At 74.2% G+C, this 13,721-nt stretch carries 12 protein-coding genes; 9 read left to right on the forward strand and 3 right to left on the reverse strand.

What is annotated here, in order from left to right; all coding sequences use genetic code 11:
• Positions 1–79: 79 nt before the first annotated feature.
• From ACFY4B_RS04110 to ACFY4B_RS04125, 4 genes are all read left to right on the forward strand, one after another.
• Positions 80–1,057, forward strand: a complete 978-nt coding sequence (locus ACFY4B_RS04110) for a hypothetical protein (protein ID WP_387966399.1) — start codon at positions 80–82, stop codon at positions 1,055–1,057.
• A complete protein-coding gene (locus ACFY4B_RS04115) occupies positions 1,054–2,352 on the forward strand; it encodes a sensor histidine kinase (protein ID WP_387966400.1) in 1,299 nt (432 codons plus the stop codon). The genes ACFY4B_RS04110 and ACFY4B_RS04115 overlap by 4 nt, the downstream gene beginning before the upstream one ends.
• Positions 2,353–2,369: 17 nt before the next feature.
• The gene (locus tag ACFY4B_RS04120; RefSeq protein ID WP_380738498.1) at positions 2,370–3,077 is read left to right on the forward strand and encodes a response regulator; all 708 of its coding nucleotides are present in this window, start codon (positions 2,370–2,372) and stop codon (positions 3,075–3,077) included.
• Between the two features lie 158 nt (positions 3,078–3,235).
• The gene (locus ACFY4B_RS04125; RefSeq protein ID WP_049658279.1) at positions 3,236–3,886 is read left to right on the forward strand and encodes a Pr6Pr family membrane protein; all 651 of its coding nucleotides are present in this window, start codon (positions 3,236–3,238) and stop codon (positions 3,884–3,886) included.
• A 27-nt stretch (positions 3,887–3,913) separates the two neighbouring features.
• Here ACFY4B_RS04125 and ACFY4B_RS04130 read toward each other — a convergent pair whose 3' ends face one another.
• Positions 3,914–4,126 carry a hypothetical protein gene (locus tag ACFY4B_RS04130; protein ID WP_074002239.1) on the reverse strand — a complete coding sequence of 71 codons (213 nt, stop codon included), beginning with the start codon at positions 4,124–4,126 and terminating at the stop codon, positions 3,914–3,916.
• Between the two features lie 301 nt (positions 4,127–4,427).
• Here ACFY4B_RS04130 and ACFY4B_RS04135 point away from each other — a divergent pair, with 301 nt between their 5' ends.
• On the forward strand, positions 4,428–5,981 hold the full coding sequence (locus ACFY4B_RS04135; RefSeq protein ID WP_387966401.1) for a S41 family peptidase: 1,554 nt from the start codon (positions 4,428–4,430) through the stop codon (positions 5,979–5,981).
• Between the two features lie 3 nt (positions 5,982–5,984).
• On the opposite strand, the gene ACFY4B_RS04140 is transcribed toward ACFY4B_RS04135, so the two are convergent.
• Positions 5,985–7,598: an ABC-F family ATP-binding cassette domain-containing protein gene (locus ACFY4B_RS04140; protein WP_387966402.1), complete on the reverse strand. Its 1,614-nt coding sequence runs from the start codon at positions 7,596–7,598 to the stop codon at positions 5,985–5,987.
• A 523-nt stretch (positions 7,599–8,121) separates the two neighbouring features.
• On the opposite strand from ACFY4B_RS04140, the gene ACFY4B_RS04145 reads away from it, so the two are divergent.
• The 4 genes from ACFY4B_RS04145 (at position 8,122) to ACFY4B_RS04160 (ending at position 12,700) form a co-directional block, all read left to right on the forward strand.
• A complete protein-coding gene (locus ACFY4B_RS04145; protein WP_387966403.1) occupies positions 8,122–9,360 on the forward strand; it encodes a hypothetical protein in 1,239 nt (412 codons plus the stop codon).
• Positions 9,361–9,512: 152 nt separating this feature from the next.
• Positions 9,513–11,150 carry an ABC-F family ATP-binding cassette domain-containing protein gene (locus tag ACFY4B_RS04150; protein WP_074002235.1) on the forward strand — a complete coding sequence of 546 codons (1,638 nt, stop codon included), beginning with the start codon at positions 9,513–9,515 and terminating at the stop codon, positions 11,148–11,150.
• A gap of 160 nt (positions 11,151–11,310) precedes the next feature.
• The gene (locus ACFY4B_RS04155; RefSeq protein ID WP_049658730.1) at positions 11,311–11,994 is read left to right on the forward strand and encodes a nitroreductase family protein; all 684 of its coding nucleotides are present in this window, start codon (positions 11,311–11,313) and stop codon (positions 11,992–11,994) included.
• 103 nt (positions 11,995–12,097) lie between these two features.
• A complete protein-coding gene (locus tag ACFY4B_RS04160; protein WP_375875249.1) occupies positions 12,098–12,700 on the forward strand; it encodes a GNAT family N-acetyltransferase in 603 nt (200 codons plus the stop codon).
• A 28-nt stretch (positions 12,701–12,728) separates the two neighbouring features.
• Here the strand turns inward: ACFY4B_RS04160 and ACFY4B_RS04165 are convergent, their stop codons facing one another.
• Positions 12,729–13,682 (reverse strand): aldo/keto reductase, encoded by a 954-nt coding sequence (locus tag ACFY4B_RS04165; RefSeq protein WP_049658731.1) that lies wholly within the window; start codon positions 13,680–13,682, stop codon positions 12,729–12,731.
• Positions 13,683–13,721: the final 39 nt, after the last annotated feature.

Below are 13,721 nucleotides of genomic sequence, written 5' to 3' on the forward strand. Positions count from 1 at the left end.
CCGAGATCCCCCGCCAGGGGGAGCGGGATCGCGCCCCGGGCGGAGGCCCCGGCGCCCGGCCCGGCGGGACCGTGGGGGCATGAGGATCAACGAGCACGTGGTGCGGGCCGGGGCGGCGTGGACGGCGGTGGCGGCGACCGGGCCGTACCTGACGCTGAAGCTGCTGTGGCTGACCGGGCATCCGGTGGGGGCGGGCGATCCCGGCGAGATGGACCGGCTGTGGCTGGTGAACCTGCTGACCTTCGGCATGGACGCGATCGCCGTGGCCCTGGCGCTGGCGTTCGTCCGGCCGTGGGGGCGGCGGGCGCCGGCCGGGCTGGTGGCGTTCCCGATGTGGGTGGCGACCGGTCTGCTCGGCACGATCCTGGTCGCGCTGCCGCTGTACCTGCTGAGCCTCCTGGTCCTGGGGCCGGAAAGCGCCGACCCGGACGACAAGGGCCTCGGCGGCTGGGTCTTCCCCGTGGTGTACGGCGGCTTCGCCGTCCAGGGCCTCGCGCTGATCACCGCCTTCGTGCTGTACGCCCGCCAGCGCTGGGCCGGGCTGCTGCGGGAGCGGATCGGCGACCTGCCGGACTCCCCCACCCTGACCGTGCAGCGCGTCCTCGCCTGCGTCGCCGCGCTGCTCGCCGCGGGTGTCGCGGCGGCCCGGGTCTACTGGGCGTTCGGCGGCACCGCCGGAGTGCCGCAGGACCTGGTGGACGGCCGGTCCCGGGGCGTGGCAGTGATGAACGGGGTGACCGCGGTGATGGCGGTGGCCGCGGCGGCCGCGCTGCTGGTCCTGGTCTTCCGGGTCCGTCCGGGGCGCCGGCTGCTCGGGCCGCTGCTGGTGGTCTGGACGGCGGCCGGCTCGCTGTTCGGCTGGGGCGCCTGGCAGTTGGTGGCCTTCGGGGCGACGACGACCCGGGTGACCGAGCTGCGGACGGCCGTCCCCGGGCTGACGCCCCTGGTCCAGGGTGCCCAGGTGGTGGCCGCGGTGCTGGTCCTGGCGGTCGGGGCGGTCGCGCTCACCGAACGCGGCACCCTCCGGCGCACCGCTGCCGTAGAGTCGCGCGGGTGATCACGGGGGTGGGCATGCGACTGCGGCGTACGGGAGAGGTGGGCGTCCGGCTGCGGCGTGCGGCGGGCGCGTCGGTCGGCCGGCGGGCCCGGCTGCGCTGGGTGCACCTGGTGCTGGGCGGCGCGCTGCTGATGCCGTACTGGATGCTGTCGGTGGTGCTGTACGGGGCGCTCAACCCGAACCAGCCGCCCGGACGCCAACTGCTGCTCTACGTCCTGTCGTTGCTCACCTCGCTGCCGATGGCCGCCGTCACCGCGCTGGTGCCGATGGTGCGGGGACTGGAGGGCGCGGCGGCGCGGGCCCTGTGCTCGGCGGCCCGGCCGGAGGAGCTGGCCACCGGGCCGGCCCGCTCCTGGGGCGCCCGGTGGCGCACCGCGCTCTGGTACGTGCTGCACGTCCTGTTCGGCGGGGTGGTCGCCGGGATGACGCTGGCGGGCACCCCGTTCGCGGTGGTGCTGGTCTGCGGCTTCGCGGGGACCAGGGAGTTCGTCCGGATGTGGGAGCGGCACTTCCCCGGCTGGCTGGTCACCGGCCCGGCCCTCGGTCTCGGCGTTCTGCTGCTGATCGTCGGCACCAACGCCGTCTGCGGCGCGCTGCTCGCCCGCTGGGCGCCCGCCCTGCTCGGCCCGACCCCGGAGGAGCGGGTGGCCGCCGCCGAGCGCCGGGCCACCGTGCTCGCCCAGCGCAACCGGCTGGCCCGCGAGCTGCACGACTCGGTCGGCCACGCGCTCAGCGCCGTCGGCATCCAGGCCTCGGCCGCCGCCCGGGTGCTGCGCAGCAACCCGGACTTCGCCGCCGAGGCGCTCGCGGCGATCGAGGAGACCGCCCGGGCGGCCGTCGCCGAACTCGACGCCGTACTGGGGCTGTTGCGCGAGGAGGACCCGGAGGCCGCCGGGCCCGCCGGGCCGACCCTCGCCGGGCTGGACGACCTGCTGCGCCAGCTCGGCCGCGCCGGGGTGGCGGTGGACGCCGAGCTGGCGCCCGGGCTGGCCGGCCTGCCCGAGCCGGTCTCCCGCGAGGCGTACCGGATCGTGCAGGAGGGCCTGACCAACGTGCTGCGCCACGCCGGGCCCGCCCCGGCCGGGCTGCGGGTCCGGCTCGCCGACGGCCGGCTGGAGATCGACCTGACCAATCCGCTCGGCCCCGCCCGGCCGAGCCGCCCCGGCGGCGGGCGCGGGCTGCGCGGGATCGGCGAGCGGGCGGCGGCCCTGCACGGCGGCAGCGCGGCGGGGCCGGACGGGGACGGAACGACGTGGCGGCTGGCCGTCTGGCTGCCGGTGGGAGGGGCGACGTGAACGAGGACATGAACGAGATGGGGTACGACGCCGTGGACGAGGGTGCACGGCAGGGCGCCGACGGCATCCGGGTGGTGATCGCGGACGACGAGCGGCTGGTCCGCCTGGGCCTGCGGGTGGTGATCGACAGCGAACCGGACCTCACCGTCGTCGGCGAGGCCGCCGACGGGGCCGAGGTCGTTCCACTGGTGCGCGAACTGCGCCCGGACGTGGTGCTGATGGACGTCCGGATGCCCGGCATCGACGGCATCCGGGCCACCGAACAGCTGGTCAACGGGATGGCCCCGCCGCCGCGCATCCTGGTGGTCACCACCTTCGAGCACGACGACCACGTGTACGACGCGCTGCGCGCGGGCGCCGCCGGGTTCCTGCTGAAGCGGGCCCGGGCGGAGGAGATGGTGCAGGCGGTGCGGCTGGTCGCGCGCGGCGACTCGCTGCTGTTCCCGGCGGCCGTCCGCGACCTCGCGCTGCGCCACGGCGCGGACCGGCGCCGGGAGGCCGGGTCGGGCGACCGGGGGCCGATCGGGCGGCTGACCGAGCGGGAGGGGCAGGTGCTGCGGCTGATGGCCACCGGGCTCAACAACGGCGAGATCGCGCGGCAGCTGGTGGTGAGCCAGGAGACGGTGAAGACGCACGTCGGCAGCGTGCTGGCCAAGCTCGGCGCGCGGGACCGCACCCAGGCGGTCATCGCGGCGTACGAGTCGGGCTTCGTGCTGCCGGGCTGACGCCTGCTCAGGATCCACCGCGACCATCCCCCCGTGCCCCCGGTACGCCCGAGCGCCTCGAACGTGGATTCCATCCGATCGGTACCAGCGAGTAGAGTGCGGGTTTCCCCCTCGACGTCCGATACCTCCCGTATCGCCTGGAACGAACTGGTGGCCGCATGACAGTCCGGACCCGACCCGCGCTCTGGTGGCGCATGGGCATCGTGCTCTCGGCGGGCCTCGGCCTGACCCTCGGGACCGCGCCGCTGGTCTACTTCACCGTGCAGAGCAACGTGATCGTGTTCGGCTACTTCATCGGCGCGGTGTACTGGATGCTCAAGCGCGGCACCGTGGACGCGCCCGCGCCCCGGCTGCGCGGCGCCGCCACGCTGTACATCCTGATCACCGGGCTGGTCTCGCACATCCTGCTCGAACACGGCGCCAACCCGCTGCCCGGGCTGGTCAGCGGGCCGGACAAGCTGGCGCACTGGTCGTCGTTCTTCCTGCACTACGTGACGCCGGTGATGGTGATCGCCGACTGGCTGGTGCTCAAGCCGCGCAACGCCTCGGCGTGGAAGGACATCCCGCTCTGGCTGGGCTTCCCGCTCGGCTACGCGGCGATCGTGCTCACCCGCAACGCGCTGTTCGACGACTACCCGATGCCCTACCCGTACTTCTTCTTCGACCCGACCACCAAGGGCTACGGCTACGTCTGGGGCCAGATAGCCCTGCTGACCGTCGAGTTCGTGGCGCTCGCCGCACTCGTCGTCGGGCTGGACCGGCTCGGGACGCGGATCGCGGGAAGGCTGCGGTCGACGCCGCAGGCATAGCCCCGGGAGTTCACGCTCCCCCGTCGCTCACGCGGCGGGCGCGTCCTCGGGGAACGCGGCGTCGAACTCGGCCCGGTGCGCCTTCCAGAACGCCACCGCGTGGTCCACGAAGACCCGGCGCTGCTGCTCGCGCACGCTCAGGTCGTGGACGTAGGCCTTCACGGTCTTGCCGTCCGCGGCGGCGGCCTCGCGGATCGCGGCGAGCTCGTGCTCCGTGTACTCGATGGTGAGCGCAGGCATGCCGCCGATGGTACTGGAGCGACGGGTAGTTGGGGCCGCGGACGGCGGTTTTTCACCCGCAGTCAAAACGGTCGCTGTCGAGACCGCCGAGGACCATTGCGCCCGGCTCCGGGTCGGCCCGGAGAAGGAAGCCGGTGCGCCCGGAGGAGGAAGCGGGTGCGGCTCGTCGGATGACGCCCGGGCGGTGGGGCCGGCCGTAGCGTCGACGGGGAGCGGTGGCGGAGGGGTTCCGCGGGGGAGACCGGGGTTTCGGCGGAGGCCGGAGATGACACGCAGGTCAGGAATGGCACGCAGGTCACGGATGACGCGCACGGCGGGAACGGCGCGCAGGACGGGAACAGGACGCACGACGGGAACGGCGCGCAGCAGGACCGGAAGCGGCGTCGGCAGGACCGCGGCCGCGGCACTGGCACTCGCGACGGCGGTGGGGCTGGCGGCACCGGGGGCGGCCGCGGCGCAGGAAGGGCGGGGGAACCCGCTGGAGGGGGTCTGGCGGACGGAGGGCTACGGCCTGCTGATCGCGGTCTCCGGGGGCCGGGTCACCACCTACGACGTGACCGCGCACAGCTGCCTGCCCGGGTGGGTCACCGGGACGCAGGCCTCGGCGCCCGGCCCGGACGGCACCACCCGCTACACCGTGGGCAACCTCGCCATGACGCTCACCCCCAAGGGCCGGAACCAGGCCGTGGAACGCGAGGAGAGCGGGGTCGGCACCAAGTCGCTCACCCGCCTGGACGCCCTGCCGCCGCTGTGCGCGCGGCCTGCTCCCAACGACCCGCTCGCGGTCTTCGACCGGTTCTGGGAGGACTTCGAGGAGAACTACCCGTTCTTCGCCGCCAAGGGCATCGACTGGCACGCCGTCCGGGACGAGAAGCGGCCCACGATCACTCCGGCGACGACCGCCGACCGGCTGCAGGACGTCTTCACGGACATGCTCCGCCCGCTCGGCGACGCGCACACCGGGCTGGCCCGGGTGGTCGACGGGCACGCCAAGGAGGTCTTCGGCGGGCAGCGGCCGGATTCGACGGTGCAGACCCCGGAGCTGACCGCGCGGGCCCTGCAGGCCTCGGCCGCCCAGCTCACCGGCCCGGAGCAGCAGTTCGCGGGCGGCCGGCTCGGCGTGGGCCGGCTCCCGGACGGCCTCGGCTACCTCCGGGTGAGCAGCTTCGACGGCTACACCGACGGCGACTTCCGGAGCCAGGTCGACGAGCTGGACCGGGCGCTGGACGCCGTGCTGGCCGGCCCGGACCGGCCCACCGGCCTGGTCGTCGACGTGCGGCTGAACGGCGGCGGCTCGGACGCGCTCGGGCTGCACATCGCCGCCCGGCTCACCGACCGCCCGTACGTCGCCTACCGGAAGGTGGCGCGCAACGACCCGGCCGACCCGACGAAGTTCACCCGGCCCGAGCCGATCACCGTACGGCCGTCGGCGGGCGGGCACTTCACCGGGCCGGTGGCGGTGCTCACCTCCTCGATCTCCACCAGCGCCGCGGAGACCTTCACCCAGGCCATGACGGGCCGCTCCCCGCGGGTGCTCCGGGTCGGCGAGAACACCCAGGGCGTCTTCTCCGACATCATGATCAAGTCGCTCTCGCCGGAGTTCATGGCCGTCCTGCCGAACGAGAAGTACCTGACCAGGAACGGCAGTACCTTCGACGGCCCAGGCATCCCGCCGAACGTCCGCACGCCGGTGTTCACCCCGGACGAGCTGGCCGCGCTCAGGGACTCGGCCCTGAGCACGGCCCGCCGGATGCTCACCGAGGACGCCCAAGGCAACCAAAGCAGCCAGGGCGACCACGGCGACCAGGGGAACGCCGAGAACGACCAGGAGCAGCAACGGCAGGAGCAGCAGTAGGCGCTACATCGGCCCCACCGTCCGCAGTTCGCCGTCCAGCTCCAGCCACCGGGTGAGGCCCAGGCCGCGCAGGAACGGCAGGTCGTGGCTGGCCACGATCAGCGCGCCCCGGTACGCGGACAGCGCCTGGGTGAGCTGGCGGACGCTGGCGAGGTCCAGGTTGTTGGTCGGCTCGTCGAGCAGCAGCAGCTGCGGCGGCGGGTCGGCCAGCAGCAGGGCGGCCAGCGTCGCCCGGAACCGCTCGCCGCCGGAGAGGGTGGCGGCGGGCTGGTCGGCCCGGGCGCCGCGGAACAGGAAGCGGGCGAGCCGGGCGCGGACCGCGTTGTCCCCGGCGGTGGGGGCGAACAGCTTGACGTTCTCCACGACGGAGCGCTCCTCGTCCAGCAGGTCGAGCCGCTGCGGGAGGTGCCGCAGCGGCACCGGGGTGATGACCTCCCCCGCCGGCGGGGCGAGTTCGCCCGCGATGGTGCGCAGCAGCGTCGTCTTGCCGGCGCCGTTGCGGCCGACCAGGGCGATCCGCTCGGGCCCGCGCAGGTCGAGGTCGGCGGTGGTGCCGTGGGGCAGCCGGACCCTGTCCAGGGTGAGCACGGTGCGCCCGGCCGGGACGGCGGTGCGCGGCAGGTCGATCCGGATCTCGGCGTCGTCCCGGACGGCCTCCTCGGCCGCGTCGAGCCGGGCCTTGGCCTCCTCCAGGCGCTCGGTGTGCATGCCCTGGAGCCGGCCGGCCGTCTCCTGGCCCTTGCGCTTGAGCATCCCGGCGAAGATGTGCGGGTCGTTGCGGGTGACCGAGCGCTTCTTGCCGTACGCGGCGCTGCGGTCCAGCCGGATGCGGGCCTCGGCCAAGTCCCGCTTCTGGCGCCGGACGTCGGCCTCGGCGTTGCGCAGCAGCCGCTCGGCCGTCTCCTGCTGGGCCGCGAGGGTGCGTTCGTACTCCTCGAAGTTGCCGCCGTACCAGGTGACTTCGCCATCCCGGAGGTCGGCGATCTGGTCGACGTGCCGGAGCAGCTCGCGGTCGTGGCTGACGATCAGCAGCACGCCGTTCCAGCCGGCCACCGTCTCGTAGAGCCGCTCGCGGGCAGCCCGGTCGAGGTTGTTGGTGGGCTCGTCGAGCAGCAGGACGTCGGGGCGGGCCAGCAGCAGGGCGGCCAGCCGCAGCAGCACGGCCTCGCCGCCGGAGAGTTCGCCGGTGGTCCGGTCGAGGCCGAGGCGGTGCAGGCCGAGCCGGTCGAGGGTGGCGCGGGCGCGCTCCTCGACGTCCCAGTCGTCGCCGACCGCGTCGAAGTGGCGCTGGTCGGTGTCGCCGGACTCGATGGCGTGCAGGGCCTCGCGGGCGGCGCGGATGCCGAGCGCCTCGTCCACCCGCAGGGTGGTGTCGAGCGTCAACCCCTGTGGCAGGTAGCCGAGTTCGCCGTCGATCCGGACGGTGCCGCCGGTCGGGGCGAGCTCGCCCGCGATCAGCCGCAGCAGGGTGGACTTGCCCGCGCCGTTGAGCCCGATCAGGCCGGTGCGGCCGGGGCCGACGGCGAGCTGGAAGCCGTCCAGGACGGGCTTGCCGTCGGGCCACTCGAACGAGAGCTCGGTGCAGAGGACGGCGGTGGTGGTGGGGTGGTGTGCCATACAGGCCTCCCGGGGTGGTTGCCGAAGGGGTGGTGAGCAACACGGGGAGACACCGCGGGTGCGGAAACCGGGCACGGCCGGGGGAACGAAGGGGTGGCGTCACGCAGAGGAGTGCCACGGGCCGTGACTGAGGTCGCACACTCGCGCACCGCGCGACGGCAGCAGGGCCTGCGCGGCGGGGGCGGTGTCCCGGGACCTCAGTAGAGCAACGGCCTTCTCCTTGTCTGGCTGATGACCCGGACCACGCTAGGCAGCCCGCCCGGGGCGTGCAACCGATTTACCGGCCGCCGGGCCCGCCGGGACCACCGCGCGACCCGCCGAGCGCACCCCCCGGGACCGCCCCGCGACGGGCCCCCGGTGCCGATCCCGTGCCCATCCGGTGACGGCCCCGTCCCGGTCCGGTGCGGAATTCGGGAGTCCCCCGGACGCATGGCAGACTCCTCACCTGCCATGCCTGCGGCCGAGTGGGGCCGCACCCGGGGAACGGGCCGCATGGCGGTAGTCAACAGGGGGATTTGAACTCATGTCACCGATATCCCGGCCGGGCCGTGCCGTCCTGGGCGCCTCCGTCGTCGCGCTGACCATGGTGGTCGCCACCGCGTGCGGCCCCGACAACGCCGACCCGGCCGTGACCGCGGCTCCCGGCGTCACGGCCGGCGCCTCCGGTACGCCGGGCGCGGCTCCGATCAAGCTTCCGACGCTCGAAGAGCTGAAGACCTGGAAGCTGGAGGACTGGGACAAGTGGGCCCAGGCCAACGTGATCACCCCGGCGGTCAAGGGTTACTGGACCCTGCAGAAGCTGCTGGACGCCAAGCCGAAGCCGCTGCCGCAGCCCGCCCCGGAGGGGACCCAGCCGCCCGCGCAGCCCACCGGCGCCGCGCCGGCCACCAGCGCGCCCGCCTCGGCCTCGGCCGCGCCCACGGCCCAGCCCACCGCGGCCCAGCCCGGCGGTGGCGGCGGCGCGGACCAGCTGCCCGCGATGGTCCCGGCCAAGCCCGTGGCGCACCCGTTCCCGAAGAACATGCACGTCAACGGCAAGATCTTCTTCAAGGACGGCAACGAGGACTACGTGTGCTCCGGCACCGTCGTCTCCGACCCGGCCAACCCCGGCAAGAGCAACCTGGTGTGGACCGCCAGCCACTGCCTGCACGGCGGCAAGGGCAACAAGTACTACACCGACATCACCTTCGCCCCGGCCTTCAACAGCAACGGCGTGCTGAGCAACGGCAACAAGCAGGCCAAGCTGGAGGACGCCGAGCCGTACGGCGAGTGGACCGCCACCTCCGGCATGGTCTCGCCGCAGTGGGCCGCGGAGGCCGACCCGGAGAAGGGCGGCCCGTGGAGCCAGTACGACTTCGGCATCGTGAAGGTCGCCAACCCCAGCCCGGGCGGCAAGTCGCTGGAGGAGACCGTCGGCGGCTCCGTCCCGCTCTGGTTCAACGCCCCGCGTGACCAGGTCGGCGCCGTCAGCAACTACGGCTTCCCGGAGGGCAAGCCCTTCGACGGCGTGGAGCTGGAGCACTGCGACGGCGGCAAGCCGTCCAAGAAGACCGGCGACCCGAGCCGCCCGGCGATGCTGCTGATCGGCTGCAACATGACCGGCGGCAGCAGCGGCGGCGGCTGGTACGCGACCAAGGACGGCAAGCCCGCCCTGGTCAGCGACACCTCCATCGGCAACGGCGCGAACACCTACGAGGCCGGTCCGTACCTGGAGGACGTGGCCCAGCACATGTTCGAGTACTTCTCGAAGAAGGCCAAGTGAAGAAGGCCGAGTGACCCGCTCCGACGAAGGCCGAGTGGTCTTCCGAGCGGCGCGGTGACCCGCTGAGCGGTGATCCGGGGGCCGCGGCCGCGACGGCCGCGGCCCCCGTCTTTTCGGCCGGACGCCCGGCTCCTCCTACAATCGGGCTCATCATGAGCGCCACACTCGTAGTCAAGGACCTCAGCGCCGGCCACGGCGAACGCACCCTCTTCTCCGGCCTGGACCTGGTCGTCGCCCCCGGCGACGTGATCGGCCTGGTCGGCGTGAACGGCGCCGGCAAGTCGACCCTGCTGCGGCTGCTGGCCGGCCTGGACACCCCCGAGGGCGGCTCGCTGCGGCTGAGCCCGGCGAGCGCCAACGTCGGCCACCTGCCGCAGGAGCCGGAGCGGCGCGAGGGCGAGTCGGTGCGCGACTTCCTGGCCCGCCGCACCGGTGTGGCGGCCGCGCAGGCCGCGCTGGACGAGGCCACCGAGGGCCTGGTCGAGGGCCGGCCGGGCGCCGACGACGCGTACGCCGTCGGCCTGGAGCGCTGGCTGGACCTCGGCGGCGCCGACCTGGAGGAGCGCGCCGAGGAGGTCGCCGACTCGCTCGGGCTGAAGGTCTCGCTGGACCTGCCGATGACCGCCCTGTCCGGCGGCCAGGCCGCCCGGGCCGGCCTCGCCTCGCTGCTGCTCTCCCGCTACGACGTCTTCCTGCTCGACGAGCCCACCAACGACCTCGACCTGGACGGCCTGGAGCGACTGGAGTCCTTCGTCAAGGGCCTGCGCACGGGCACCGTGCTGATCAGCCACGACCGCGAGTTCCTGGCCCGCACCGTGACCAAGGTGCTGGAGCTGGACCTCCACCAGCAGCAGGTCAACCTGTACGGCGGCGGCTACGAGGCGTACCTGGAGGAGCGGGCGGTGGCCCGTCGGCACGCCCGCGAGGAGTACGACGAGTACGCCGACACCAAGGCCTCGCTGGAGGCCCGGGGCCAGATGCAGCGCAACTGGATGGAGCACGGCGTCCGCAACGCCCGCCGCAAGAGCAGCGACAACGACAAGAACGCCAAGGCGAAGCGCACCGAGTCCACCGAGAAGCAGGCCTCCAAGGCCCGGCAGACCCAGCGGATGATCGAGCGGCTGGACGTGGTCGAGGAGCCGCGCAAGGAGTGGGAGCTGCGGATGGAGATCGCCACCGCGCCGCGCTCCGGCTCGGTGGTGGCCACCCTGCGCGCGGCCGTCGCCAAGCGCGGCGACTTCTCCTTCGGCCCGGTGGACCTGCAGATCGACTGGGCCGACCGGGTCGCCATCACCGGCGCCAACGGCGCGGGCAAGTCCACGCTGCTGGCCGCCCTGCTCGGCCGGCTCGAACTCGACGGCGGCAGCGCCTCGCTGGGCTCCGGCGTGGTGGTCGGCGAGGTGGACCAGGCGCGCGGGCTGTTCCTCGGCGGGGAGCCGCTGCTGGAGGCCTTCGCGGCCGCCGTGCCGGAGCTCGCGCCGGAGGACGTGCGCACCCTGCTGGCCAAGTTCGGCCTCAAGGCGGTGCACGTGCTGCGCCCGGCCGGCACCCTCTCCCCCGGCGAGCGCACCCGGGCCGCGCTGGCGCTGCTGCAGGCCCGCGGGGTCAACCTGCTGGTGCTGGACGAACCCACCAACCACCTGGACCTGCCCGCGATCGAGCAGCTGGAGTCCGCGCTCGGCTCGTACACCGGCACCCTGCTGCTGGTCACCCACGACCGGCGGATGCTGGACACGGTGGCGGTGAACCGGCGGATCGAGGTCCGGGACGGGCGGGCGCACGAGCTGTAGGGGTTGCCGGGCCCGGGGAGCGGGATCGGCCGCCGGCCGGATCGGCCTCCGGGGATCGGTCTCCGGGGATCGGCCTCCGGGATCGGTCTCCGGGGATTGGTCTCTACCTCTTCCCGGAAACCCCCTCCCGGAGGGGCCGTCATGTGCTGTGCTGTGCGCCATGGTTGACAGCACTGACAGCGCCGTGGCGGGGACGTCCCACCCGACCGTCCCGCTCACCCCCATGACGGTGCCCGCCCACGAGGCCGAGGCCCGCAGCAGGTCCTTCCACGACGTGATGGCGCAGCGCCGGACCGTCCGCGACTACTCCACCCGCCCGATCCCGGACGGGGTGGTCGAATGGGCGGTCCGGACCGCCTCCACCGCACCCAGCGGCGCGCACGTCCAGCCCTGGCGGTTCGTGGTGATCACCGACCCGGAGCGCAAGCGGCGGCTGCGCGAGGCGGCCGAGACCGAGGAGCGCGAGTTCTACGGCCACCGGGCGTCCGAGGAGTGGCTGGCCGCGCTCGCCCCGATCGGCACCGACTGGCGCAAGCCGTTCCTGGAGGACGCGCCGGCCGTGATCGTGGTGTTCGAGGTGCACAAGGGCCCCGAGTCGCCGCGCCCGTACTACACCAAGGAGTCGGTGGGGATCGCGGTCGGGCTCCTGCTGGCCACGCTGCACCAGGCCGGCCTGGCCACGCTGACCCACACCCCGAGCCCGATGAAGTTCCTCAACGAGGTGTGCGACCGCCCGGCGGAGGAACGCGCCGCGTACGTCATCCCGGTCGGCTACCCGGCCGAGGGGGCGCGCGTGCCGGACCTGCGGCGCAAGGAGCTCGACGAGGTGATGGTCCGGCTCTGACGCGCCGGGGTGCGGCCGGGCGCGCCCGCCACCAGGGGGACGCGCCCGCCACCAGAGGGATATCCGATGGTGACAGGTCCCGGCCAAGGACATAATCGCCGCCATGAGCCAAGCACAGCCACGGCCCTGCGGCCTCGCCCCACCGCTGGTGGAGGCGACCGCCGGGCGGCCGCCGGAACGGCTGCGGCTGCCCGGCGGCCTCTGGCTGCGGCGCCGCCGCAGCAGCCACACGGCGGCGCTGAACCAGGCCGTCCGCGCCAACCTGGACCACCTGCGGCCCTGGATGGAGTGGGCGGCCGAGGCCCCCTCCCGGGCCCGGACCGCCGAGCTGACCCGGGCCGGCGCGGCCGCCTGGGAGGCCGGCACCGACTTCATGTACCTGGCCGGCCTGGACGCCGAGCCCGGCGGCGTGATCGGCGCCTTCGGCCTGCACGGGCGGATCGGCCCGGGCGCGCTGGAGATCGGCTACTGGGTCGCCGCCGGGCACGTCGGCCGGGGCATCGCCACCACCGCGGCCGGGGCGCTGACCGAGGCCGCGCTGGCCCTGCCCGGGATCACCCGGGTGGAGATCCGCTGCGACCGGGCGAACGGCGCCAGCGCGGCCGTCCCGCGCAAGCTCGGCTACCGGCTGGACCGGGTCGCGGAGGCCGCCGTCCGGGCTCCGGGCGAGACCGGACGGCAGCTGGTGTGGGTGCGGGAGCGCTGACGGCGCGGGTACGGGGGCAGCGCCGCCGTCAGTAGCGCTCGCCGGTCGCGGCCGGCAGCGCGTCCAGCTCGGCCAGGTCCGCCGCCGAGAGCTCGATCCCGGCCGCCCCCACGTTGTCCACCAGGTAGCGCGGCGTCCTGGTGCCCGGGATCGGGAAGACGTACCGGCCCTGCGCCAGCACCCAGGCCAGCGCGACCTGCGCCGGGGTGGCGCCGATCCGCTCGGCGACCGCCCGGACCTTCCCGACCAGCGCCAGGTTGGCCCGCAGCGCGTCGTGCTGGAAGCGCGGCAGCCGGCGGCGGAAGTCGTCGGCGGGCAGCTCCTCGATGGAGGTGATCCCGCCGGTCAGGAAGCCCCGGCCGAGCGGCGAGAACGGCAGGAAGGCGATGCCCTGCTCCTCGGTGTACGGCAGCACCTCGGCCAGCGCGTCCCGGGTCCACAGCGACAGCTCGGACTGCACCGAGGCCACCGGGTGCACGCTCTGCGCCCGCTTGATCTCCTCGACGCCCGCCTCGGAGAGGCCGATGCTCCGGGCCTTGCCCGCCGCGACGACCTCGGCGAACGCGCCCCAGGTCTCCTCGATCGGGACCTGGGGGTCGACCCGGTGCAGCTGGTAGAGGTCGACGTGGTCGGTGCCCAGCCGGCGCAGGCTCTCGTCGATCGAGCGGCGCACGTGCTCGGGCCGGCCGTTGCGCTCCTGCTGGCCCGCGCCGCCCGGCACGATGCCGACCTTGGTGGCCAGGAAGGCGCGCTCCCGGTACGGGCCGGCCAGCGCGGCGCCGACCACCTCCTCGTTGGTGTACGGGCCGTACATGTCGGCGGTGTCGATCAGGCCGACGCCGAGGTCCAGCGCCTGCCGGATCACCCGGACCGACTTCTCGTCGTCCCGGTCCCGCTCGGTGTAGGCCCAGGTCATGCCCATGCAGCCGAGACCGATGACGCCGATCTCCGGGCCGCTCGTGCCGAACGAAGCGTTGCGCATGGTGGTGCTCCCGTCGTGGTCTCCGCGGCTCCCGTGGGG

The sequence above is a fragment of the Kitasatospora sp. NPDC001261 genome, from assembly GCF_042896795.1.
Lineage (GTDB): Bacteria > Actinomycetota > Actinomycetes > Streptomycetales > Streptomycetaceae > Kitasatospora.